17 protein-coding genes and 5 tRNA genes are annotated in these 24,594 nt (G+C 51.2%); all 22 read right to left on the bottom strand.

Features of this window, described 5'->3' with window-relative positions; translation table 11 throughout:
• Positions 1-19: 19 nt before the first annotated feature.
• The 22 genes from fusA to aprA all read right to left on the bottom strand — a co-directional run bounded on the left by fusA (position 20) and on the right by aprA (position 24,585).
• A complete protein-coding gene (gene fusA, locus BLQ17_RS11140; RefSeq protein WP_092222812.1) occupies positions 20-2,098 on the bottom strand; it encodes an elongation factor G in 2,079 nt (692 codons plus the stop codon).
• A 73-nt stretch (positions 2,099-2,171) separates the two neighbouring features.
• The gene (rpsG, locus tag BLQ17_RS11135) at positions 2,172-2,645 is read right to left on the bottom strand and encodes a 30S ribosomal protein S7 (RefSeq protein WP_092222810.1); all 474 of its coding nucleotides are present in this window, start codon (positions 2,643-2,645) and stop codon (positions 2,172-2,174) included.
• 29 nt (positions 2,646-2,674) lie between these two features.
• Positions 2,675-3,046: a 30S ribosomal protein S12 gene (gene rpsL, locus BLQ17_RS11130; RefSeq protein ID WP_092222808.1), complete on the bottom strand. Its 372-nt coding sequence runs from the start codon at positions 3,044-3,046 to the stop codon at positions 2,675-2,677.
• A gap of 151 nt (positions 3,047-3,197) precedes the next feature.
• Complete coding sequence (rpoC, locus tag BLQ17_RS11125; protein ID WP_092222806.1) at positions 3,198-7,247, bottom strand: DNA-directed RNA polymerase subunit beta'; 4,050 nt, start codon at positions 7,245-7,247, stop codon at positions 3,198-3,200.
• A gap of 122 nt (positions 7,248-7,369) precedes the next feature.
• A complete protein-coding gene (gene rpoB / locus BLQ17_RS11120; protein WP_092222804.1) occupies positions 7,370-11,449 on the bottom strand; it encodes a DNA-directed RNA polymerase subunit beta in 4,080 nt (1,359 codons plus the stop codon).
• A 377-nt stretch (positions 11,450-11,826) separates the two neighbouring features.
• Positions 11,827-12,204 carry a 50S ribosomal protein L7/L12 gene (gene rplL / locus BLQ17_RS11115; protein WP_092222802.1) on the bottom strand — a complete coding sequence of 126 codons (378 nt, stop codon included), beginning with the start codon at positions 12,202-12,204 and terminating at the stop codon, positions 11,827-11,829.
• A 47-nt stretch (positions 12,205-12,251) separates the two neighbouring features.
• Positions 12,252-12,779, bottom strand: a complete 528-nt coding sequence (gene rplJ / locus BLQ17_RS11110) for a 50S ribosomal protein L10 (protein WP_092222800.1) — start codon at positions 12,777-12,779, stop codon at positions 12,252-12,254.
• 200 nt (positions 12,780-12,979) lie between these two features.
• Positions 12,980-13,684, bottom strand: coding sequence for a 50S ribosomal protein L1 (gene rplA, locus BLQ17_RS11105; protein ID WP_092222798.1), 705 nt, complete (start codon positions 13,682-13,684; stop codon positions 12,980-12,982).
• A gap of 63 nt (positions 13,685-13,747) precedes the next feature.
• Positions 13,748-14,173 carry a 50S ribosomal protein L11 gene (gene rplK, locus BLQ17_RS11100; RefSeq protein ID WP_092222797.1) on the bottom strand — a complete coding sequence of 142 codons (426 nt, stop codon included), beginning with the start codon at positions 14,171-14,173 and terminating at the stop codon, positions 13,748-13,750.
• 85 nt (positions 14,174-14,258) lie between these two features.
• A complete protein-coding gene (gene nusG / locus BLQ17_RS11095) occupies positions 14,259-14,792 on the bottom strand; it encodes a transcription termination/antitermination protein NusG (protein ID WP_092222796.1) in 534 nt (177 codons plus the stop codon).
• 86 nt (positions 14,793-14,878) lie between these two features.
• A complete protein-coding gene (secE, locus tag BLQ17_RS22605; protein WP_176761187.1) occupies positions 14,879-15,091 on the bottom strand; it encodes a preprotein translocase subunit SecE in 213 nt (70 codons plus the stop codon).
• A 125-nt stretch (positions 15,092-15,216) separates the two neighbouring features.
• Positions 15,217-15,293: transfer RNA gene (locus BLQ17_RS11085), tRNA-Trp, on the bottom strand.
• An 11-nt stretch (positions 15,294-15,304) separates the two neighbouring features.
• Complete coding sequence (rpmG, locus tag BLQ17_RS11080) at positions 15,305-15,454, bottom strand: 50S ribosomal protein L33 (RefSeq protein WP_092222793.1); 150 nt, start codon at positions 15,452-15,454, stop codon at positions 15,305-15,307.
• Positions 15,455-15,527: 73 nt separating this feature from the next.
• Positions 15,528-16,718: an elongation factor Tu gene (tuf, locus tag BLQ17_RS11075; protein WP_092222791.1), complete on the bottom strand. Its 1,191-nt coding sequence runs from the start codon at positions 16,716-16,718 to the stop codon at positions 15,528-15,530.
• 56 nt (positions 16,719-16,774) lie between these two features.
• A tRNA-Thr gene (locus BLQ17_RS11070) sits at positions 16,775-16,850 on the bottom strand.
• A gap of 27 nt (positions 16,851-16,877) precedes the next feature.
• Positions 16,878-16,953, bottom strand: a tRNA-Gly gene (locus BLQ17_RS11065).
• Between the two features lie 37 nt (positions 16,954-16,990).
• Positions 16,991-17,075: transfer RNA gene (locus BLQ17_RS11060), tRNA-Tyr, on the bottom strand.
• Between the two features lie 70 nt (positions 17,076-17,145).
• A tRNA-Thr gene (locus BLQ17_RS11055) sits at positions 17,146-17,221 on the bottom strand.
• Between the two features lie 260 nt (positions 17,222-17,481).
• Positions 17,482-18,672: a quinone-interacting membrane-bound oxidoreductase complex subunit QmoC gene (gene qmoC / locus BLQ17_RS11050; protein ID WP_092222789.1), complete on the bottom strand. Its 1,191-nt coding sequence runs from the start codon at positions 18,670-18,672 to the stop codon at positions 17,482-17,484.
• Positions 18,673-18,781: 109 nt separating this feature from the next.
• Positions 18,782-21,043: a hydrogenase iron-sulfur subunit gene (locus BLQ17_RS11045; protein WP_092222787.1), complete on the bottom strand. Its 2,262-nt coding sequence runs from the start codon at positions 21,041-21,043 to the stop codon at positions 18,782-18,784.
• 6 nt (positions 21,044-21,049) lie between these two features.
• Positions 21,050-22,309, bottom strand: a complete 1,260-nt coding sequence (locus BLQ17_RS11040; protein WP_092222785.1) for an FAD-dependent oxidoreductase — start codon at positions 22,307-22,309, stop codon at positions 21,050-21,052.
• A gap of 257 nt (positions 22,310-22,566) precedes the next feature.
• The gene (gene aprA, locus BLQ17_RS11035; RefSeq protein ID WP_092222783.1) at positions 22,567-24,585 is read right to left on the bottom strand and encodes an adenylyl-sulfate reductase subunit alpha; all 2,019 of its coding nucleotides are present in this window, start codon (positions 24,583-24,585) and stop codon (positions 22,567-22,569) included.
• Positions 24,586-24,594: the final 9 nt, after the last annotated feature.

Here is a 24,594-nt window from a genome sequence, read left to right as displayed (position 1 = left end):
TTCCTCAATATGTTTGGACTTATATCCCTCTTATTTTTTTAATTATTTTTTCTGCTTTTTGAGCAGGCACCACATCATACTTTAAAAATTGCATGGTAAAATTGGCTCTTCCCTGGGTTGCCGACCTAAGCGACGTTGAATACCCGAACATTTCGGACAAGGGTACCTGCGCCTTGAGAATCTGCAAGTTTCCTTCGGCCGAAACGCCAACTATTTTACCTCTCTTGCCGTTTACGTCGGCTATCACATCTCCCACGTACTCCTCGGGAGTAGTCACTTCAAGACTCATAATTGGCTCAAGCAGCATCGGCCGCGCCTCGGAGGTGGCCCTTCTTATGGCCATCGCTCCGGCAATACCAAAAGCCATACCGGTGGACTCTTCCTCATGGTAGGAGCCCCCAACCAGACGAACCCGGATATCGGTAACCGGATATCCCACTAGGGGGCCGCCATCCAGGGTGTCGATGACCCCTTTCTTGATCGATTCAAGGAATTCGGCGGGAATGACTTCCTTGTCAACCTCGGAAGTGAATTCAATTCCGCCGCCTCTTTCCATAGGCTCGATCTCTATCACGACATGCCCGTATTGCCCTTTTGCGCCTGTCAGCTGGTCAAATTTTCCTTCAGCGGTCGTGCTGCGCTCTATAGTCTCTTTATAGGCTACTTGCGGTTTTCCGACATTAGCCGAAACCTTGAAGTCGTTGAGCAGCCTGTCAACTATAATTTCCAGGTGCAGTTCGCCCATCCCGGATATGATCGTCTGGCCTGTGTCACCGTCTATCTTTACGGTAAACGAAGGATCCTCCAGTGCGATCTTTTCAAGAGTGTCACTGAGCTTTTTCTCTTCAGCCTTCGATTTCGGCTCGATCGCAATCCCTATCACCGGTTCGGGAAAATCCATACTCTCGAGTATGATATTGTCCCCTTTCTCACAAAGCGTGTCTCCGGTTGTCGTAAATTTCAGACCAACCAGGGCTCCGATGTCTCCGGCCGCGATCTCCTGCACTTCCTCTCGCTTATTGGCGTGCAACTTCATGATCTTGGATATTTTCTCCTGTTTATTCTTCACAGGATTATATACCTTGCTGCCTATCTTGAGGGTACCCGAATAGATTCGCACAAAAGCGAGATTCTCGACGAACGAGTCACTCTGCAGCTTGAATACCAGAGCGGCCATTTTTTCAGCGGGGTCAGTTTTCCTGCTGACAACTTCTCCGTCGCTCCCTTCGCCTTCCACGTCCTTGACGTCCAGAGGAGAGGGCAGGTATTCGATCACACTGTCGAGCAAAGGCTGTACACCTTTATTCTTAAACGCGCTCCCACACAAGACAGGCACCACCTTGAGGGCAAGTGTCGCCTTCCTGAGAGCACTATATATCTCAGGCGCAGATACTGATGTATCATCCAAGTATTTTTCCATGATTTCCTCATCGAAGTCGGCCAACTTCTCGAGGAGCATCATACGTGCGGCCGTGAATTCTTCTATATATTCGGAAGGTATATCGACTTTCGTCACTTCCTGTCCAAGAGACTGCTCGTCAAACAGCAGCATCTTTTCTTCAATCAGGTCGATGACCCCTTTAAACTCCGCCTCTTTTCCGGCGGGCAGCTGAACCGGCACGGGATTAGCCCCCAGCCTGTCCCTGATCATCTTTACGCATCGATCGTAGTTAGCACCGATCCGGTCCATCTTGTTTACAAACGCTATCCGCGGGATCTTGTACCTGTCAGCCTGTCTCCAGACCGTCTCTGACTGCGGCTCGACCCCACCTACAGCACAAAAAACAGCGATAGCCCCATCGAGCACCCGCAACGATCTCTCGACTTCAACTGTAAAGTCGACATGCCCCGGAGTATCGATGATATTTATCTTATTGTTTTTCCAGAAGCAGGTGGTTGCTGCCGAGGTAATTGTTATTCCCCGATCCTGCTCCTGCTCCATCCAGTCCATGACAGCAGTACCGTCATGAACTTCACCAATCTTGTACGACCTGCCGGTGTAGAAAAGTATTCTTTCAGTGGTCGTCGTCTTCCCTGCGTCAATATGAGCCATTATGCCGATATTGCGCACATCAGCCAAATCTTTCAGGGCTGCCATAACCTTTATTACCTAAGTAGTTAAAATTCGTTGCCAGCCCTTACTTTCAGCAGTCCGTCACTGCGGCGCCAGACTACCAGCGATAATGGGCGAAAGCCTTGTTTGCCTCGGCCATGCGGTGGGTATCATCGCGCTTCTTCACTGCAGCACCGCGATTATTGTACGCGTCCACCAATTCGGCTGCAAGCTTTTCAGACATGGTCTTGCCCGATCTTGATTTGGCGAATCCGATGATCCAGCGAATCGCCAGCGCGTTTCTTCTGGTTTGACGAACCTCCATCGGAACCTGATAAGTGGCACCACCGACACGGCGAGACTTCACTTCGACGCGAGGCCTGACTTTTTCCATAGCCTCTTCAAAAACAGTCAGCGGATCTTCTTCCTTGACTCTTTCCTGCACGATATCCATCGCGTCATAGAATATACGCTGCGCAAGTGTTTTCTTGCCCCGTTCCATCAAGCCGTTGGTGAATTTCGAGACCAGCACACTATTGTAACGCGGATCCGGGACGATAGGTCGTCTTTCTATACTTCTTCTTCTTGACATATATCAACCTCTTTCAGTGCAAAAGCCTATCAGGAAGGCTTCTTTGCGCCATATTTGGAACGACCCTGTCGACGATCTGAAACACCCAACGTATCCAGCGTTCCACGGATAATGTGATAACGAACACCAGGAAGGTCCTTAACCCTTCCACCCCTGATCATCACAACTGAGTGCTCCTGCAGGTTGTGACCGATGCCGGGGATGTACGAAGTCACCTCGATCCCGTTGGTCAGACGCACCCTCGCAACCTTTCTAAGAGCAGAGTTCGGTTTTTTCGGCGTAGTGGTATATACCCTTACACAGACTCCTCTTTTCTGGGGAGATCCTTTAAGAGCCGGGGTGTTGGTCTTCTTGACCGACCTTTTTCTCCCCTTCCTTACGAGTTGGTTAATTGTTGGCATTACGTTAACTGCTCCTGTTTACATACCATTTTATAGAAGTCTTTCATCCGCATCGGACTTCAGACACTCAAATTAAAACACGAAAGTGAGGGAATTTACCTTAACAACAGAGCCCTGTCAAGAGAAAAATAGCATCCCTCATTATACAGTATTACTGGTTGCCGGCCAAGCCGGTACCGGCGGAAATCAGCCGACCCATGATTACATTCTCCTTCAATCCGGCCAATTCATCGACTTTGCCGGCTACAGCTGCGTTGGTAAGTACCTTGGTGGTCTCCTGGAACGATGCCGCCGAAATAAAACTTTCGGTGGACAGCGAAGCCTTGGTCACGCCGAGCAGCAGCGGTTCAGCGACCGCCGGCTGTTTACCCTCGCTCATGAGATTGTCTCTTTCCTCTTCGAATTTCCACCACTCCACCTGTTCCCCGATCATGAACCTGGAATCGCCGGACGCGGTAATCATGACCCGCTTGAGCATCTGGCGGACAATGACCTCGATGTGTTTATCATTGATCTTAACGCCCTGGAGCCGGTATACTTCCTGAATTTCGTTGACCAGAAACTTAGCCAGTTCCTTGACACCGAGGACGGAGAGGATGTCGTTTGGCACTACGGTTCCTTCCATCAACGGTTCGCCAGCCTGTACATAGTCTCCTTCATGAACGATAATATGTTTAGCCTTGGGAATGAGGTACTCCTGCGGCTCACCATATTCCGGAGTGACAATAACCCGTCGTTTACCCTTGAGCTCCTTGCCGAAGCTGACTTTACCGTCGATCTTTGAAATCACCGCAGGGTCTTTTGGTTTGCGCACCTCGAAAAGTTCTGCAACACGGGGAAGACCACCGGTGATATCCTTGGTTTTTGTCGTCTCCCGCGGGATTTTACCAACTATGCTTCCTGGCTGGATTACGTCGCCTTCGGCAACAGAGATAATGGACCCAACCGGCAGGCTGTACCTGGCGTAGATATCGGTTCCGGGCAGTTTGACAGTCTTGCCCTTGTCGTTCTTCACAGAAATACGCGGGTTGAGCTGTGCACCGGCAGCCGTCTGGACAATGACCAGCGAAGATCTGCCCGTTACGGCATCGACCTTCTCCTGCATGGTAACGCCTTCCACGACGTCGCCATACTTGATGACACCACCCACCTCGGCGACAATCGGTATGGTGTACGCATCCCAGTCGGCGAGGATGGTGTCCCTTTCCACCACATCACCTTCTTTAACCAGCAACTGGGCGCCGTAATTGACCTTGTACCGTTCCCTCTCCCGGCCGAGTTCGTCCTTGATCGACATTATCGCGCTTCTGTTCATCACGATTTCGGTCCCTTCCGCATTGGTTACGGAATGCAGGTTGGAAAAGCTCACGGTACCACCGATATTGGTTTTCAATTCGGCCTGTTCAACAGATCTGCTCGCAGTACCACCTACGTGGAAGGTACGCATGGTAAGCTGGGTTCCAGGCTCTCCAATGGACTGTGCGGCGATGACACCTATCGCCTCACCGATATTAACCATGTGACCCCGTCCGAGATCCCGGCCGTAGCAGGCGGCACATACCCCCCGCTTGGCCCGGCAGCTCAACACCGAACGTATCGGCACCCGGTCTATACCGGCATCGTTGATCTCCTTGACCTTCTGCTCGGTGATCTCCTCCCCCGCCTCGACGATAATTTCTTCAGAGTAAGGGTCTTCGATATCCTCAAGGGCCACACGACCAAGAATCCTGTCGCCAAGGGGAACTATGATTTCCCCACCGTCCATCAGCGGTTCAGCGATAATGCCGTCAAGAGTAAGGCAGTCGGACTGAACAATGGTAGACTCCTGGGCAACGTCTACCAGCCGCCTGGTGAGATAACCCGAGTTTGCAGTTTTCAGCGCAGTATCGGCGAGTCCTTTCCGCGCCCCGTGGGTTGAGATGAAGTATTCAAGAACACCGAGCCCTTCCCTGAAATTTGCCTTGATGGGCGTCTCGATAATTTCACCGCTGGGCTTAGCCATCAGGCCACGCATTCCGGCAAGCTGACGAATCTGGTCGCGAGAGCCCCTTGCTCCTGAATCCGCCATTATGTAGATGGAGTTGAAACTCGGTGCCTCAACCAGGTTGTTGTCCTTGTCCTTGAAATAATCGACCTTGATCTCGTCCATCATGGCATTGGCGACATCTTCCGTCACCTTTGACCATATATCGACGATCTTGTTGTATTTTTCGCCGGAGGTTATGAGACCATCGGTATACTGCTGCTCAACATCGAGCACATTCTTCTCTGCGTCTTCAACGAAATTTTCCTTGTCCAGCGGAATTTTCATATCGTTGATCGAGATCGATATTCCCGCCCGGGTGGCATACTCGTAGCCGATATCCTTGAGCCTGTCGGCAAGAATCACCGTCTCCTTGGTTCCGGCGTGACGGTAGGTGTAGTCTATGAGCGCGGCAAGAGCCTTCTTGGTGAGCACTTTGTTCACCTCTTCAAACCCGACGCTTTCCGGCAGCAGCTCACCCAGCAGAATTCGCCCCATGGTGGTCTCCACCAGTTCGCCTTTTTTGCGCACCTTGACCCTTGCCTGCAGGTCAACTTCACCGTAATCGTAGGCAATGGTAGCTTCTTCGACGGAACTGAACACCTTGCCTTCACCAGGTACATTTATACGATCCCGGCTCATATAGTAGAGTCCAAGTACGATATCCTGGGACGGAATGATTACCGGCTCGCCGTTGGCGGGCGAAAGGATATTGTTGGTGGACATCATCAGCACCCGCGCTTCCACCTGCGCCTCTACCGACAGCGGCACATGCACAGCCATCTGGTCGCCGTCAAAGTCGGCGTTAAACGCCATACACACGAGCGGATGCAGCTGGATCGCCTTGCCTTCTATCAACACCGCCTCAAACGCCTGCATACCAAGTCTGTGCAGGGTAGGAGCACGGTTGAGAATAACCGGATATTCGGTAACCACCTCATCGAGTACGTCCCAAACTTCTTTCACCTCTTTTTCCACCATTTTCCTGGCGGACTTGATGGTGGTGACGTATCCTTTCTGTTCAAGTTTGTTGTAGATGAACGGCTTGAACAGCTCCAGCGCCATTTTTTTCGGGATTCCGCACTGGTGCAGCCGCAAATGCGGACCGACCACGATTACTGAACGACCGGAGTAGTCTACCCGCTTGCCGAGCAGATTCTGGCGAAACCGACCCTGCTTACCCTTGAGCATGTCGGAGAGTGACTTGAGCGGGCGCTTGTTGCCGCCTGTAATTACCCTGCCCCTGCGTCCGTTATCAAAGAGCACGTCGACCGCTTCCTGCAGCATCCGCTTCTCGTTGCGGATGATGATGTCTGGCGCGTCGAGCTCAAGCAGACGCTTGAGTCGATTGTTCCGGTTAATCACCCGGCGGTAGAGATCATTGAGGTCAGAAGTTGCAAACCTGCCCCCTTCAAGCGGCACCAGAGGACGCAGATCCGGAGGCAGAACGGGTATAACTTCAAGGATCATCCACTCTGGCCTATTGCCGGAGTCGCGGAAAGCCTCTATGACAAACAGCCTTTTGCCAAGTTTTTGCCGTTTGGTCTGGGAGTTGGTGGCGAGCATCTCCTCGCGGAGCTGTTTCGACAACTCGACCAGATCCTGGGCGGCAAGAAGTTCACGGATGGCTTCTGCACCGATACCTACCCGGAACTGTGCAGGATACTCTTCCAGGGCCTTGCGGTATTTTTCCTCGGTGAGCAGTGTCCCCGGAACCAGTGCGTCCGTTTCGGACTCCACCACGGCGTACTGCTCGAAATAGAGTATTTTTTCGAGTTGCTTGAGGGTCATGTCGAGCACGGCGCCTATTTTAGACGGCAGGCTCTTCAAAAACCATATATGGGCAACCGGAGCCGCAAGCTTTATATGGCCCAACCGCTCCCTTCTCACCTTCGACTGAATAACCTCGACACCGCACTTCTCGCAGACAACACCGCGGTGTTTCATGCGCTTGTATTTTCCGCAGTTACACTCGAAATCCTTAACCGGACCAAAGATCTTGGCGCAGAACAGTCCGTCACGTTCGGGCTTGAACGTCCGGTAGTTGATGGTCTCCGGCTTTTTCACCTCCCCGTGTGACCAGTCCATGATCTTTTCCGGCGAAGCAAGAGATATTTTTACATTTTTAAACTTAATTGGAGCTTTCGGTTTTTGAAAAAAATTAAATAGCTCTTCCACGAAATCACCTCACCTTATTTTAAAGGATTTCCCCGCCATCTGAGGAAAAACTCAAGTCAAAGAGAATTTTTGTCTGCAATGGTTGCAGCGACCCTGTCGAGTAATCCACGCTGCTGTGGTTGTTACTCTTCTATCAGTTCCATATTCAGACAAAGGGCCTGAAGCTCTTTGACGAGAACGTTAAACGATTCCGGCAGACCGGTCGTAAGAAAGTTATTACCCTTGACGATCCGTTCGTACATCGAGGTCCGTCCCTCGACGTCATCGGATTTGGCGGTCAGGAATTCCTTGAGTGTGTAGGCGGCCCCGTAAGCCTCCATTGCCCAGACCTCCATTTCACCGAGCCGCTGCCCACCAAACTGCGCCTTGCCGCCGAGCGGTTGCTGGGTAACAAGAGAGTAGGGGCCGGTCGAACGGGCGTGGATCTTATTATCCACCAGATGATGCAACTTGAGCATGTACATCACCCCGACGGTAACATTGTTGGCGAACGGTTCCCCGGTCAGCCCGTCATACAACCGCTCCTGGCCAACTTCGTTAACACCGGCTTCCACCAGCAGCCGCCGGATCGATTCCTCCGGGGCACCGTCAAACACGGGAGTACTCATGTGCAGCCCGGTTTTGTGCCGCCTCGCCCACTCTATTATCTCCCGGTCCGATTTATCCTCGGTAATTTCCCTATACTCCTCAGCGGAATAGACGTTTTTTAATTTTTCACGGATCGCTTCAACAGCCACCTGATCGGCCATCGTTTCAAGTTGCTCTCCAAGTCTTCTTGCGGCGAACCCGAGGTGCACCTCAAGTACCTGGCCCACATTCATACGCGAAGGTACGCCGAGCGGGTTGAGTACGATATCAACGGTGGTGCCGTTCTTGAAAAATGGCATGTCCTCTTCAGGAAGAAGCCGAGAGACAACACCCTTGTTTCCGTGGCGACCGGCCATCTTGTCACCAACGGACAATTTCCTCTTGGTTGCGACATAGACCTTCACCATCTTGACCACACCGGGAGGAAGATCGTCTCCCTTCTTCAGCCTGTCAATGATTCCGTCGTACCGCTCGCTGATCAGCTGCGCCTGTTTATCGTAACGCGCGTACAGGTCTTCAATATCGTCGAGATATTTTGCTTTTTCCGAGAACTCGATATCTCTTAGCCGTGAGAAGCCAATTTTCTCTGCATCTTCGGCCATGATTTTCTTGCCAAGACCGGTAACAAGCTCGCCTTTTGCGTCATGAATATCTACCTTGGCGGTGCGGCCCTCAATAATCTTGCCGATTTCCCTGCATATACCCCGCTTGAGGCTGCGCAGCTCGTCCATTTTGTCCTGGTTGAGCTTTTCCACCTCCAGATCCTCGATGAGAAGGGATCGTTCATCCTTGTCGACACCTTTTCTTGAGAAAACCTTGGCATCGATGACCACGCCGGAAACGCCGGGAGGCACCCTCAGGGACGAATCTTTCACATCCTGCGCCTTCTCGCCGAAAATAGCCCGCAGAAGTTTTTCCTCAGGAGACAGTACGGTTTCACCCTTTGGCGTAACCTTTCCTACCAAGGTGTCTCCGGCCTTGATTTCAGCACCGATCCTGACAATACCTGAATCATCGAGATTGCGGAGGGTTTCCTCGCTTACGTTTGGTATATCCCGGGTGATCTCTTCCTTGCCGAGCTTGGTGTCTCTCGCCATGGTTTCAAACACCTCGATATGCACCGAAGTGAAGGTATCCTGCTTGAGCAGCCTCTCGTTAACAAGGATGGAGTCCTCGAAGTTGAATCCCCGCCACGGCATGAATGCAATGGTAACGTTCTTGCCGATTGCAAGTTCACCGCACTCGCAGGATGGACCATCGGCAAGCACCATTCCCTTGTGTACCCTGGTCCCTGGCACGACAACCGGATGCTGGTTGAAGCAAGTGTTCTGGTTTGATTTCTTGTATTTTTCCAGACGATAAACTGCAACCCCGGTGTCGTAACCTTCAGTCCCGGGCTTATCGTAACGGACCACAATCCTGTTGGAATCCGCTTCCTCAATAACACCGTCTCCGCCGCTGAGCAGACATGCACCTGAGTCCCTGGCCACATACCGCTCCATCCCGGTGCCTACAAAAGGCGCTTCGGTAATCATCAGCGGCACCGCCTGACGCTGCATGTTTGATCCCATCAAGGCACGGTTGGCGTCATCGTTTTCAAGAAAAGGTACCAGCGATGCTGCGACACTGATCATCTGGTTGGGTGCGATATCCAGGTAGGTGACGTTTTCCGCTGCCGTTGTGATAACTTCCCCGTCTTCCCTTACAATGAGGTTGTCCTGGACGATCTTGTTGGCATGATCAAGCTCGGTAAGCGCCGGGGCGATAAACTGTTTCTGCTCCTGGAGCGCGCTGAGATATTTGGTCTCTTCAAGGACAATACGGTCATCCACCTTGCGATACGGGGTCTCGATAAAACCATACGGGTTGACCCTGGCGTAGGTGGCAAGCGACACGATCAGGCCGATGTTCGGTCCCTCCGGGGTCTCTACCGGGCAGATCCTGCCATAGTGGGTAGGATGGACGTCACGCACTTCAAAGCCAGCACGCTCACGTGACAGACCTCCAGGTCCGAGGGCACTGAGCCGCCTTTTATGGGTCACCTCCGAAAGCGGATTGGTCTGATCCATAAACTGTGACAGCTGAGAGGTACCAAAAAATTCCTTTATCGCCGCCGAAATCGGTTTAGGGTTGACCAGGTCGTGGGGCATCAGCGTCTCGACATCCTGAAGAGTCATCCGCTCCTTGATTGCCCTTTCCATGCGTACAAGGCCCATCCGATACTGGTTCTCGACAAGTTCGCCTACCGTCCGCACCCGCCTGTTGCCCAGGTGATCGATATCATCGACCCCGCCCTGAGAGTCTTTGAGACGTACCAGGTACCGTACCGCATGGACAATGTCGTCCCTAGTGAGCGCACGGTTTGCAATATCTATGTCAAGCGAAAGCTTGGCGTTGATCTTATACCGGCCGACCTCGGACAAATCGTAGAGATCCTGGTTGAAAAACAGGTTGTTGAAAAACGTTTCGGCAACTTCTGGTGTTGGCGGCGATGATGGCCGCAGTCTGCGGTATATTTCAATCAACGCCTCCTCGGTGTCCTTTGCCTTGTCAAGCGCAAGGGTCTTACTGAACGACTCCGAGTATTTGACACCGTCAATATGGATGATGTTGAATCTGTCTATTTTGTGTTCTTCAAAAGTTTCCAGAAGCGTTTCGCTTATCTCGGTGTTGGCAAGGGCGATCAGTTCACCATTAACAGGGTCTTTTATGGCGTTGGCGAGCACCGAACCGACCAGCTTCTGCCTGGAGATTCTAAGGTACTCAATTCCTGCAGCCTCAATCTTCTTGCAGAGTACCTTGGAAATCTTCTTATTTTCCCTGCCAAGAATTTCACCGTCAGCAGGACTTACGATATCATATTCGAGCCTCTGCCCTTTAACCAATTCCGAATCAAAACTAATCCTGAAATTCCCTCCATCCGTCAGGACTTCGCGAACCGGGTAGAACTCCGCCAGCAATTCTTCTTCGTTGTAGCCTATCGCCTTGAGCAGGGTCGTTACCGGGAATTTTCTCCGGCGGTCGATACGCACGTGGAGAATATCCTTGATATCGAACTCAAGATCAATCCACGAACCCCTTACCGGTATTATTCTTGCGGAGTAGAGCAGCTTGCCGCTGGCATGGCTCTTACCGTTGTCATGGGTGTAGAACAGGCCGGGAGAGCGTTGCAGCTGGGATACTATTACCCGCTCCGTCCCGTTAATGACAAAAACTCCGTCCGCTGTCATTAACGGCAAGGAACCGAGAAATACCTCCTGTTCCTTTATGTCCCTGATCGACTGGACCCCGGTCTCCTCGTCGACGTCGAAGGTGATAAGTCTTACGACGATCTTGAGCGGAATTTCGTAGGTCATCCCGCGCTGCAGACATTCCTGGATTGTATATTTCGGTTCGCCAAAGTTATATCTTACAAATTCGAGTGAACAGAGGCCGTTGAAGTCATTTATAGGAAAAACATTTTGCAGGATTCCCTGCAGCCCGTAATTATCCCTCTCGTCGGGATCAACATCCATCTGCAGGAATTTTTCATAAGAGAGTCGCTGCATAGATATCAAGTGCGGTGGCTCAAGTACCTTCTCTGCCCTGGCAAAATTCTTTCTCACTCTTTCCATATTTTTCCTCGAAATTGCCTGTAAATATATACGACTGATTATAATTAATGTTTCAAACTATCAGGTTTCCTGCTGCACTCATGCTTTTGGAAAATAAGCAGCGCATGTTTGAAAACAATGATGCTTTTATATTTTAAATAGAGTAAATAAAGCCTGCAAAAAGATAAGCACGATACCCCCGCTTTGTAAACTTTTGCCGTGTCATTTTTTTATCAGGCAATCGCTCACTGTGCAGAACCGTCCGGCTCAATCCACTTGGTATATAAGTTTTTAAAATGCCTTGCACCATAAAGCACAACACGCCACGAAGCAGAGCCCGTAGCGTGTTGATATCAAGCCATGTTGCTCAAAAATTCGAACAACTTATGTAGAATCAGTTACTTGATCTCTACTTTTGCTCCTACACCTTCGATCTTCGATTTTACTTCTTCGGCTTCTTCCTTTGAAACAGCTTCCTTAAGCGGAGCCGGTGCGGATTCTACCAGAGCTTTTGCTTCTTTGAGTCCAAGACCGGTGATTGCGCGAACTTCCTTGATGACCTTGATCTTTTCTCCACCGACATCGGCGAGAATGACATCAAACTCAGTCTGCTCTTCAACCGGAGCGGCATCGGCGGGGCCGGCAGCTGCGGCGACTGCTACCGGAGCGGCAGCGGAAACACCGAATTTCTCTTCGAATTCCTTGATGAGCTCGGAGAGCTCGAGTACAGACATATTTGCGATAAATTCAATAACATCTTCTTTAGTAACAGCCATGGTAATTTACCTCTTTGTAGTTAAATAGTATCAACGAAATAACAGTATTAATTGCCGCTGGATTCCTTCTGGTCCTTGATCGCCTGCAGGGCATATGCAAACGTCCGCGGCACTCCGGAGAGAACCTGAACGAGACCAGTTGGTACGCTTGACCATGTGGACAGCAACTGACCGAGCAGAACTTCCTTGGAGGGAAGTTTCGACAAAGCTACAAGCTTGTCTAGGTCGATCTTTTCCCCATCGAGAGCGGCGGAGCGGATAATGAACTTATCGTGATCCTTTGCGAACTTTGTTACCGCCTTCGCGGGTTCGACTGGGTCAGAATAAGCCATCACTACGGCAGTAGTACCGGTGAAGTCGTCACCAAGGTCTGCATTGGTAGTATCTGCTACTGCTCTTCTCAAAAGAGTATTTTTTGCTACGCGGACTTCCGAATCGCACTTCTTCAGTTCGATACGAACTTTTTCGAATTCGGAAACCTTTAAACCACAATAGTCAGCGACAACAGTTAACTTTGACCTGCTAAACGCGTCGTTCAGCGAAGCCACCATCGTCACTTTATCATCACGATTCAAAGCACTCCTCCAAGTTGAATTTTAATATTTTTCGAAACAGCAGTTACCAGAATTACCAAAAGCAGCGTTTCAAGATGTTATTCTTTATCGCTTCATTCGTCTCGGCAGGTCGCGATTACACGATTAAACGAGATGTGCCCGCTGTCTTCGACTAACAACACACTGCAGTTCCACGAACTATTGTCGCGGAACTGCAACATTTATTTAATTGCGGCACGCAGCGCGAGCGTATCGAGCTTTACCCCGGGCCCCATTGTAGATGAAATTGTGATTGATTTGAGATATACGCCTTTGCTCGCAGAGGGTTTCAGCTGAATTATCCTCTGTACAAACGCCAGTGCGTTCTCGGCAAGCTTCTCCTTGCCAAAGGACAATTTACCGATTCCAGCGTGAATGATACCCGCCTTGTCGACACGGAAATCGACCTTACCACCCTTGATCTCCTTTACAACATTGCCCACATCCATGGTCACGGTGCCGAGTTTGGCGTTTGGCATCAGGTTTCTCGGCCCGAGAATTCTTCCGATTTTTCCTACGACGCCCATCATGTCAGGGGTTGCCACGGTCTTATCGAACTCGAGCCAGCCGTCTTTAATTTTCTCAACAAGGTCGTCGCCGCCAACGTAGTCGGCGCCGGCTTCCTGTGCTTCGGCTTCCTTGGGTCCCTTGGCGAAAACGAGTACCCGCGTTACTTTCCCGGTGCCGTGGGGAAGGCTTACCGACGACCTTATCATCTGGTCGGCGTGACGCGGATCGACACCAAGCTTCATTGCAATATCAAAAGTTTCGTCAAATTTTGCGTAACTGGACTTGAGCACCATCTCGATACCCTCCTCGAGTCCCTGCAAAACCGTCCTGTCGACTTCCTTCAGTTTATTTTTATAATTTTTTCCGTGTTTCGGCATGTCCAGCCTCCTACCCATGCAGCACAGTTGTCCTGCCGGCAGTATAGATATTTAATAATTTTCTCAGTCCACCACGGTAATGCCTGCGCTTCTGGCAGTACCTTCAACGATCTTCATTGCACCTTCGATATCGTAGGCGTTCAAGTCGGGCATTTTGATCTCAGCGATTTCCCGGATCTTGTCCCTGCCGATCTCCGCGACACGCTCGGCTTTCGGATTGCTCGAACCTTTCTGCAGACCGGCTGCCTTTAAAAGCAGAACGGACGCCGGTGGCGTCTTCGTGATGTAGCTAAACGATCTATCCTGGTACACGGTGATGACGACAGGCACGATGGTATCACCCAATGTCTGCGTCTTTGCGTTGAAGCTTTTACAAAACTCCATGATATTCACGCCGTGCTGGCCAAGTGCAGGTCCAACAGGCGGAGACGGATTGGCTTTTCCAGCTGGTATCTGCAGCTTTATGTAAGCCGTTTCTTTCTTTGCCATTTTTCTACTCCGACTAACTTTATTTACATCGTCTATCCGCGACTCTTTTGTGAAGAGCCTTGGCCGACGTAGTCACATTTTGCTGTCAGGTGTTGGTCACCTGAACAAACTCCAATTCAACCGGGGTCTCCCTGCCGAATATCGACACCATTACCCGGACACGGCCTTTGTCAGGGTATACCTCGTCCACCACGCCCTGAAAATTGGCGAAAGGTCCGTCGATAACCCGTACGACCTCACCAACGTCAAATACCACTTTCGGCCTGGGCCGCTCGGATCCGTCCTGGATTCTGCCTATTATCTTCGCAGCATCTTCGTCGGAGAGAGGCACCGGATTCCGGTCATCACCAACAAAACCGACGACTCTTGGCATATTGTGATGAATGGTATGCCAGGTTTCGTCATTAAGATCCATACTTACAAGCATATAGCCGGGGAAAAAGCGCCTGGACGAAGTTTTCCTTGAACCCTTGATCATCTCAACCACCTGCTCGGTCGGGACAAGGATCTCGCCGAAAAACTCCTCAAGACCTTCCTTGCGGATTCTTTCCTCAAGCGTCGCTTTTACTTTTTCTTCAAAGCCGGAGTGAACCTGAAGTATGTACCATTGCCGTGCCATATGTCCTACTTTGTAAAGTAAAGGTTTAGAAATCGAGCCGCAATATTCTTTCACATCGCGGTCATCCTTGCCTGTACCAGCCAGATTTATCTCAAAAACGAGGAGACGACTTTACCTAGAAGCAGATCCACCGAGCCGAGATAAATAGAGAGCACCAGTGCCAGAACAACTACGATGCCGGTGAGACCCAGAGTCATTTTTTTGTCGGGCCATACTATTTTCATAAACTCGGTTTTCACTTCCCCAAAGAAGGTCTTGATCTGTGTCGGCGAAAAAACCGACATCTTTTCGGTTTTCACAGCACCTTTATTTTTGGATTTTCCTTTCGCCGCCATTATCGTCTTACTGCTCCTTCTAGCAAAATTCAGCAACCGTTTACAATAACGTTTTGTCTCTTGCTGACACCTTGTCCCTGAAACAAACATGGCAGGCCAGGAGGGACTCGAACCCCCAACTTCCGGATTTGGAGTCCGGCGCTCTACCAATTAGAGCTACTGGCCTGCGGGAAACCTTTACTTGGTCTCTTTGTGCGGAGTATGAACCCTGCAGAAAGGACAATATTTATTAAACTCCAGTTTGTTTGGAGTATTTTTTTTGTTTTTTGTAGTCGTATAGTTACGACGCTTACATGTACCACATGCAAGGGTTACAATATCTCTCATCGACATATCCCATATGAGAAATCACTCCTGACCGGCAAAACGCCACCAAGAGTGATCATTTTTCAAGTGCAGCTTAAGCGATAATTTCGCTGATAACACCAGCACCGACGGTCCGGCCACCTTCACGGATAGCAAAGCGCAGTCCGACATCCATTGCGATCGGGGTGATCAGCTCAACGCCTGCGGCGATGTTGTCACCAGGCATTACCATCTCCACTCCTTCAGCGAGAGTTACCACGCCGGTAACGTCGGTAGTCCTGAAGTAGAACTGTGGACGATAACCGTTGAAGAACGGAGTATGACGACCGCCCTCGTCCTTTCCGAGGATATAGCACTCGCACTTGAACTTGGTGTGCGGAGTGATCGACTTGGGCGCCGCGAGAACCTGGCCACGCTCAATCTCCTCACGCTTCACACCGCGCAGCAGAGCGCCGATGTTGTCGCCTGCCTGGCCTTCGTCAAGCAGCTTGCGGAACATCTCTACACCGGTGCAGGTGGTTTTTGCGGTCGGCTTGATACCGACGATCTCCACCTCGTCGCCCACGTGGATAACTCCGCGCTCGATACGGCCGGTGGCAACTGTTCCGCGGCCTGAAATCGAGAACACGTCCTCGACCGGCATCAGGAACGGCTGGTCAACGTCCCGCTTGGGCTCGGGAATGTATGAGTCGATTGCGTCCATGAGGTCCCAGATACATTTTGATTTTTCCGCATCTTCGGGATTCTCAAGAGCGAGCAGCGCAGAACCCTGGATAAACGGAATATCGTCTCCCGGGAACTCATAGCTGTCAAGAAGCTCGCGAAGCTCCATCTCAACCAGCTCGATCAGCTCTTCATCGTCTACCATATCGCACTTGTTGAGAAATACCACGATCGCCGGAACGCCGACCTGACGAGCGAGCAGGATATGCTCTCTGGTCTGCGGCATGGCGCCGTCGGTTGCAGCAACAACCAGGATCGCGCCGTCCATCTGCGCGGCACCGGTGATCATGTTTTTAATATAGTCGGCGTGGCCGGGACAGTCTACGTGGGCATAATGGCGATTGGTGCTCTCATACTCAACGTGAGCGGTGGCGATGGTGATTCCACGCTCCTTCTCTTCCGGTGCCTTATCGATTTCGCTGAAATCGGTGAACGACGCCTGTCCTTTAGTTGACAGTACGCGGGTGATTGCAGCGGTCAGCGTGGTCTTACCATGGTCAATATGTCCTACCGTACCAACATTGACATGCGGCTTAGTCCTTTCAAATTTTGCTTTTGACATTTCCTTGTCTCCTCAGACCGTTGAAAAATTTTCTTCAGATTTTACCGGTGTCCACCTGGAGCCCACGACCGGATTTGAACCGGTGACCTCATCCTTACCAAGGATGCGCTCTACCAACTGAGCTACGTGGGCAACCTGCTGCAACACAAGAACAAACTTTGGAGCGGGAAACGAGACTCGAACTCGCAACCCTCAGCTTGGAAGGCTGATGCTCTACCAATTGAGCTATTCCCGCTCGGGATATCTTCACCCTTTACACAAGTGAGAAGAATTGGTGGAGGGGGGAGGATTCGAACCTCCGAAGGCTGAGCCGACAGATTTACAGTCTGTTCCCTTTGGCCGCTCGGGAACCCCTCCATTGGGACCGTCTGAGTTAGACGGATACCTATTTATACTCTTCTTCACACTTTGTAAAGCATTATTTTCATGGAGCTGGCGATAGGACTTGAACCCACAACAACCTCATTACAAGTGAGGAGCTCTACCAATTGAGCTACGCCAGCTTACAAGACGAGAGAATATACTCACTTCAAATTCAATATTCAACAACTTTTTTACAGATGATTCAATTTTTCCCCGCTTTTTCCGACCGGATTTTTCCAGACGCAACTATCATCCTAAATCTACGATATAATTTAATTCATGGTTTAAAAGGTATTGTATCCCTATTTCGCCCAAAAAGCAAAAAGCCGGATCAAAAGATCCGGCTTTTTGCACTTTTTCTCCCTGAAAATTTTCAGGGGCAAATCAGTATTAAGATAAATTATTCCGCTTTTACGAACTGGCTCTCACGATATTTTTCAAACGCGTAGGCAGTGGTCCTGTATACCAGGTGTGCAAGCTTGGTGTACGGCAGGTAAAGAAAAAGCATCATTACCGAGACAAGGTGCAGGAAATAGATAATATACCCAAGAGTCGGCATTCCTCCCCATCTCAGTAGTTCGGCGCCCAGCCCAGTCACGCCGACGGCGGTGATCTCCCAGATCAGGAACCAGTCGTAGAAAGTCGCCTGGGTATCGAGTTCAGCCTCTGCTTTTTTCCTGTTGTTCCACAGTACTACAATACCGAAAAGAAGTGCTATGGCGCTTACGTTTGCCAACAGTTTGAACGGATCCATCAGCGGCAACGGACCATGCAGAGACGGCCAGATAAGCCCGAGAACGTCCTGCTTTAGCAAAGACCAGAGGGTCACTATAAACAGACCTATGAATGAAAGCATCAGCGGCAAGTGCCCTCTTACCCTGTCTAGATGCGTTCCACACTCGTTGAAACGGTTGTGCTTTATGATTTCAACCAGCGACGGCCAGAGGAATTCCTTGGTAAACTGAACGGCTGAAGGCCTGAAGCTGTTCGTCACTCCTGCCTGCTTGGCCATTGTGGACCACATCTTCTTTACCCCCATGAAGGCGGAGAAAAGACCAAGTCCCAGACTTGGGACCATGATCAGCACGATAAAAAAGATGTTTTTGGCGTACCACTTGAACTCCCAGTGACCAAAGAAATTTGTATAGCCGATGTTGGCGAACTGTTCTTTGGACGGAATGTGGGTAGCTCCGGCGAGCAGCCACATAATAAAAATAATCACCACCGGGATACCGATCATCATCGGCAGCCCCTTAGCACTTGATGCCAGCTTGGCAAGCGGCTTCGGCCAGCCGTAAAAAGTGTAAGCATAGGAGCGAATTGCACTCAGCACGTCACCGGGCTTGGCGCCCCTAGGACAGTTGGCGGTACAATCACCGCACTGGTGGCACAAAAACACATCGGGGTCGTTGAGCAGCTGGTCTTTCATACCCCACTGTGCCCAGATCATTTCCTTGCGTGGAAACGGTTTGCCCTCTTTTGAAAGAGGACACATAACGGAACAGGTTGCACATTGATAACATTTCTTCAATGTATCGCCACCCGCCTCCTTCAGGGACTTTATAAACTCTAAATCAGGTTGAACAATCATTTCTTTCTCCTGCTATCTTATCAAATATAATTACAATTTGATGACATGACGTCACCACCTACCGACCCCTCACCGCCATCAGGCCGGCGAGGGGTTTGATAAAAACAGATTAGAAGCCCTTGAATGGATTTGGTCCCATTTCCACGATCTCATCTACGAAATCATTGATAATCTGCGGGATCTTGTCGTAGTCGGTAATTGCAACCTGCTCGGCAACAACTCTTTCCGACTCCAATCCGAGCGTGGACAGGGTATCCCCGATGTTTTCCATACGCTTGCTTGCGATTTCAGAGCCCTTGACAAAGTGACACTGGTAATCGTCGCCATAGGAACATCCAAGAAGCATCGCCCCGTCCATACCTGCGGACATGGCATCCCTGATCCAGGCCATATTCACCGAACCGAGGCAGCGGACCGGGATAAACCGTACCATGTGGTTTATTCCGTTGCGTCTCATTCCTGCCATGTCGATGGCCGGGTAGGCGTCGTTTTCACAAACAAAAATGACTATTCGCAGCCGGTCGTCATCGTCTTCGGGTACCTCGACTGCCTTGATCATGGACCCGATGAGATCGATATTGTAATCCTTGAATCCGATAATCCTCTCCGGGCAGGCGCCCATGCAGGTCCCGCAACGGCGGCAGCGGGTCGGATTGGGCAGCGGTGTCCCTTTCTCGTCATCGTCGAGGGCGCCGAACGGACATTCCTCGGTGCACCGTTTGCACTGGGTGCATCTCTGCATGAAGAAATCCGGATAGGTGGCGTCTCCTGACCTCGGGTGAACCGACACTCCGCGATCCACGGATTCGATACACTGGATGGCCTTGAGAGCTGCACCGGTGGCGTCGTCTACCGCTTCTTCCATCGTTTCAGCTTTTCTTACGCCTCCGGCTGCGTACACGCCTGTTCTACGTGTTTCATAGGGAAAGCAGATGAAGTGGGAGTCGGCGTAGCCGTCGAAGAGACCGAGATCGTTAAAAGCGGGTCCCTGGCGATAGGCGAGGTTGATAGTGTTCTGATGAAGGGTGGTGGGTTCCATACCAGCGGCAAGTACCACCATATCGACGTTAAGATCGATATCTTCGCCAAGAAGAGTATCCTCTACCGCAACCTTGAGACCGCCGCCGGCCTCCTCAACCTTCATTACCGAACCCTTGGTTAGAAAAATTCCGTCACGGTTTTGCGCATTTTTGTAGAACAGCTCCATGGAGCCCGGAGTTCTCATGTGCTGGTACAGAATATACGCCTTACCATCAGCGTTGTCCTCGGTTACATATTGCGCCTGCTTCAGCGCAACCATCGAGGTTACCGAGTTGCAGTAGGGAAAATCCTTGTCGTCTTCCTTGCCGCCGGGGCTCTGGACAAACGCCACGTTGGCCGGGACCTTGCCTTCCTTGGCAAGTCTTTCAAACTCGGCGTTGGTGACCACGTTTTTCACCGAGCCGTAGCCGAGATGTTCATATTGTGAAACATCCGCCGGCTTCCAACCGGTTGCCAATACAACCGAACCGACCATAACCCCGTCGGGGTTGATCTTGGTGTAATCGACGAAACCGGCGTTGGGATCTTCCATTTCACCTTTTTCTATTTTTTCGCGTTCATCAACGGTGACGCGGGAGGGGGCGTCCCATTCGGTCCTGGTGCCGGCAGATTTCAAGGTAACATTGAACTGGCCGGGGGCGCCGCTGATCCTGGCGACCTCTTTTCCGGTCTCAACGCTTATTCTTGCGTCACCTTCTACTTCGGCAATGAGGGCATGGATGGGGTTCTCTTCAAGATCAGTCCAGGGCGCCCCTGTGGGAAAAGATTTTCTCCAGCCAAGCGCCTTGCCGCCCAACTTGTCCTCTTTTTCCACGAGAAGCACTTCATATCCTGCTGCCGCAGCCTCTTTGGCGGCGGTAAGGCCCGCCAACCCGCCACCCATAACGAGGATCTTCTTGTTGAGCACCTCCAGCTGATACGGCTCGGGGAGCAGGGTTTTCTTGGCCCTAGTACACGCCATCCGCATGTAATCGGCAGCACTCTCTGCGAGAAACTCCGCTGCCTCAGCATTCGGTTCTTCACCTTCGCCGGGCTTGACCTCGGTCCACACCACGTGCTCGCGAAGATTTGCCCGTACGGTTATCTTGTCGTCGCCGAAATTGAACTCAGAGGTCATTACCCTTGGAGAGCAAGCACCTATGACAACGGTATTGACACCGTCAGCGATGTCTTTTTCAATAAAGGCCCGACCCTCGGCGCCACAGAGATATTCATGGGTCTTGCACTCCATGGACATCTCACCGCTTACTACTCCACTGAGAGCTTCAAGGTCGAGCGCATCACCAATGCCACAACCAGCACAAATATACGCGCAGTATTTTTTATCCATCGTCTGTTACCTCCTGGAAACCTGAATTGCCTTAAGGGCGGCTGCTGTTGAAGATTGAGTACAGGTTACTACGTCTGCGGCTTTCTTGGCACATCCCGCTGAGATCATAGCGCTGTTGGGATCGGAAATGACGAAGCCGTTGCTGTCTATCTGCAGATCGGCCGGGGCCTGTTCGATGGCGAAATTAGGCTGCATTCCGGTTGCCAGAACTGCCATGTCAACCTGTTGTGAGATCTTCTCAGCGGTCAGTGCATTCTCGGCGGTAACCGTAACCGACCCGTCCGCTTCGATGGCGATATCCGCCACCTTGCCCTTAATAAAGGTAGCGTTTTCGTCGGCCATGCGCGCTTCGCGGAATTTCTCATACTTTCCGGGAGTTCTCAGGTCAATGTAAAAAACGTATATCTTGGCGTCGGGGTATTGCTCGCGGACATAGCTCATCTGCTTGAAGGTAGCCATACAGCAGATATGCGAGCAGTATTCCAGATGATTTTCATCACGGGAGCCGGCGCATTGTACGAACGCGATCGACTCGATTTCCTTGTCGTCGCCTGGACGAACGATTTTTCCCCCGGTAGGCCCGGAGGGAGCGGCCATCCGCTCTATCATCATGTTGGTGACGATGGACTGGGACTGACCGAACTTGAGATTTTCCATCTTGGTTGCGTCATAGGGGGTCCATCCTGTGGCCCATACTATGGATGCAACGTTGATGGTGCGGGTCTGCGCCTGCATATCGAGATCAATCGCATCGTATTTGCATGCGCTCTTTACCGCTTCCGCTCCGGCGGCGCTGAGGGCATTCTTGTCGATGACGTAGCGGCGAGGGAAAGCCATCTCGTGGGGAAGATAAGCAGCTTTTGTCTTGTCCATGCCGAAGTTGAAATCATTGTCTCTCTCATCAGGACAGGCGGCGCTGCAGTCACCGCATGCAGTGCAGTTACTGTTAACATAGCGAGGTGCCGTCTCCAGGGTAACTTCGTAGTTGCCTTGCGCACCTGAGACCGATTTAACGGTGGTCATGCTGTAGGTCCTGATCCGCCGGTTGTCTCTTACACGCCTGAAGTTGATCTCCAGACCGCAACTCGGGGGACACAATTTCGGAAAATACTGGTTGAGCTGTGCCACACGCCCACCAAAAGATGCACCTTTCTCCACGAGAAAGACATCTTTTCCGACTTCAGCGGCTTCAAGGGCAGCAGTTAACCCGCTGATACCTCCGCCTACGACCAATACCGCACCAGTGGTGCTTTGCTCGTCAGTCATACCTAACCTCCATTATTGCTCTTAAAATATTGTACCATTGCCCCTTCCGGCGATGAGATCCGCCGAAACATGACAACTGTTGAACGTTACACATCCAGACAACATCAGTAACCGATTTTTAGCTTATGTTGCAAGCAGATACAATCTTCTCCTGGCAACATAAGACAAAAACTGTATATACAAAAAAATCTCCAGGAGCCTAAGACTCCTGGAGATTTTTTCCTACGTCATGTCAAAAAACGACCAGGTATCATTAATTAGATCCACGGTTCGGTTTCAACGATGTTCACGCACTCAACCTTCTCACACTTCCACTCCTCGGTTTCAGGATTGAAGGTGGAGTTGACGAAGCACTTCCAGTTCTCGTCATCACAGGTCGGGAAGTCTGACCTGTAGTAGAATCCTGGGTAACGGGACTCTTTACGGAACTCGATGTGACGGATATGGGTTTCAACACACCAGATACGATGGTAGTTTTCCCAGCAACGGAGCAGTTCGTGCAAGTCGCCAGCAGCCATCTTCGCAGCGTCTTCACGGAGCAGACGGAGAAGATCGAGGCAGATGTTGAGCAGCTTTCCGGAAGTCATGTAGTAGGTAGCAACACCACCACCATACTCATCGGTAGCTTTCATCAGACGCATCATCAGACCGGCAGGCTTGCAGTAGTTCGGGTTGACGTCTGCTGCAGTGGAAGCACCCTTGAACTCTTCGTACCGCTTAACAGGTGCGTAGATTTCATCGGCGATTTCCTGAGCGCTTTGCTTCGGTTCAGGTTTGAAGTCTGCGTTGTCGCGGCAGAACTTAACCATCTGCTTGGCGGCGATACGACCTTCAGCGTGGGAACCGGAAGAGAACTTATGACCGGAAGCACCAACACCGTCACCAGCAGTGAACAGACCGTCGACAGTGGTCATACGGTTGTAGCCCCACTTGTACTTATGTACGCGAGACTCGTTGTCGATCTCGGGTACCCAGTCTTCATCCGGACCGGAGGTCCAGATTCCGCAGCAACCGGAGTGAGAACCGAGCATGTAAGGTTCGGTCGGCATAATCTCAGAACCAATCTTTTCAGGCTCAACGTTTGCACCAGCCCAGAGACCGGCCTGGCCGACTGACATATCAAGGAAGTCTTCCCATGCTTCAGACTCGAGATGTTTCCAGAACTTCTTAAGAGACTTCTCGTCCATACCGGCTTCACGACGCTCATCAAGGAAAGCGTTGAGAGCTACGTCGGTTGCCATGTAGATCGGTCCGCGGCCTTCCTTGAGCTCGTTGAGCATCAGGTGGTTACGCAGACAGGTCGGGGTAACAGCGGAGGCGCCGTAAGGCATGAACTTCTCGAGTTCGGCTTTGGCAGCGTCGCCGCCTGCGTAGAACTCACCAAGACCGTTGGATACTTTAGCTTTGAACAGCAGGAACCATGCACCGACAGGGCCGTATCCGTCTTTGAAACGAGACGGGGTGAAACGGTTTTCCATCATGGTCAGGGTTGCGCCGACCTGGGCACACATGGTGTAGGTGGAACCGGCGTTCCATACCGGATACCATGCACGGCCTTTACCTTCACCGGTAGAGCGCGGACGGAAAATGTTAACCGCACCACCGCAAGCGACCAGGGCAGTTTTACACTTAATGATGTATACCTTGTTCTCGCGGGTGGAGAAACCAGCAGCACCGGCGATCTGGTTTTCTTTGTTCTTGTCGAGCAGAAGCTTAACGATGAATACACGCTCAAGGATATTGTCAGCGCCGAGTGCGGTAGCTGCGGGCTCTGCAACGATACACTTGTAAGACTCACCGTTGATCATGATCTGCCATTTACCGGTACGAACAGGCTCGCCGCCTTCACGCAGGGAAGGAGCAGGCTTGGCGCCGTCGAGGTTGTTTCCGTCGGCGTCTTTTTTCCAGACCGGGAGTCCCCACTCTTCGAAAAGCTTAACGGACTCATCAACGTGACGACCACAGTCGTAGATAAGGTCTTCGCGAACAACGCCCATAAGGTCGTTACGAACCATCTTCACGTAGTCTTCGATCGCATTGCCACCGATGTAGGTGTTGATTGCGGAAAGACCCTGGGCAACAGCACCAGAACGCTCGAGAGACGCTTTGTCAACGAGCAGGATCTTCATATCATCCGGTGCCCATTTCTTGATTTCAAAAGCAGCTCCACAGGCAGCCATACCACCGCCTACGATGAGAGCGTCCACTTCCATTTCGACGACCTCAGGGTTCACTACGGCTTTCAGTTCACCTTTTGGTTTGTTTGGTAATGCCATATTCAAATC

It is taken from the genome of Desulforhopalus singaporensis, assembly GCF_900104445.1.
Taxonomy (GTDB): Bacteria; Desulfobacterota; Desulfobulbia; order Desulfobulbales; family Desulfocapsaceae; genus Desulforhopalus_A; species Desulforhopalus_A singaporensis.
This window is presented reverse-complemented; position numbering and strand designations above follow the sequence as displayed.

Excerpts from the sequence above, each read along its gene's own strand:
- fusA (WP_092222812.1), bottom strand. The coding sequence starts at position 2,098 with ATGGCAGCCCTGAAAGATTTGGCTGATGTGCGCAATATCGGCATAATG.
- rpsG (WP_092222810.1), bottom strand. The coding sequence starts at position 2,645 with ATGTCAAGAAGAAGAAGTATAGAAAGACGACCTATCGTCCCGGATCCG.
- rpsL (WP_092222808.1), bottom strand. The coding sequence starts at position 3,046 with ATGCCAACAATTAACCAACTCGTAAGGAAGGGGAGAAAAAGGTCGGTC.
- rpoB (WP_092222804.1), bottom strand. The coding sequence starts at position 11,449 with ATGGAAAGAGTGAGAAAGAATTTTGCCAGGGCAGAGAAGGTACTTGAG.
- rplL (WP_092222802.1), bottom strand. The coding sequence starts at position 12,204 with ATGGCTGTTACTAAAGAAGATGTTATTGAATTTATCGCAAATATGTCT.
- rplA (WP_092222798.1), bottom strand. The coding sequence starts at position 13,684 with ATGCCGAAACACGGAAAAAATTATAAAAATAAACTGAAGGAAGTCGAC.
- rplK (WP_092222797.1), bottom strand. The coding sequence starts at position 14,173 with ATGGCAAAGAAAGAAACGGCTTACATAAAGCTGCAGATACCAGCTGGA.
- nusG (WP_092222796.1), bottom strand. The coding sequence starts at position 14,792 with ATGGCACGGCAATGGTACATACTTCAGGTTCACTCCGGCTTTGAAGAA.
- rpmG (WP_092222793.1), bottom strand. The coding sequence starts at position 15,454 with ATGAGAGATATTGTAACCCTTGCATGTGGTACATGTAAGCGTCGTAAC.
- tuf (WP_092222791.1), bottom strand. The coding sequence starts at position 16,718 with ATGTCAAAAGCAAAATTTGAAAGGACTAAGCCGCATGTCAATGTTGGT.
- qmoC (WP_092222789.1), bottom strand. The coding sequence starts at position 18,672 with ATGATTGTTCAACCTGATTTAGAGTTTATAAAGTCCCTGAAGGAGGCG.
- BLQ17_RS11045 (WP_092222787.1), bottom strand. The coding sequence starts at position 21,043 with ATGGATAAAAAATACTGCGCGTATATTTGTGCTGGTTGTGGCATTGGT.
- BLQ17_RS11040 (WP_092222785.1), bottom strand. The coding sequence starts at position 22,309 with ATGACTGACGAGCAAAGCACCACTGGTGCGGTATTGGTCGTAGGCGGA.
- aprA (WP_092222783.1), bottom strand. The coding sequence starts at position 24,585 with ATGGCATTACCAAACAAACCAAAAGGTGAACTGAAAGCCGTAGTGAAC.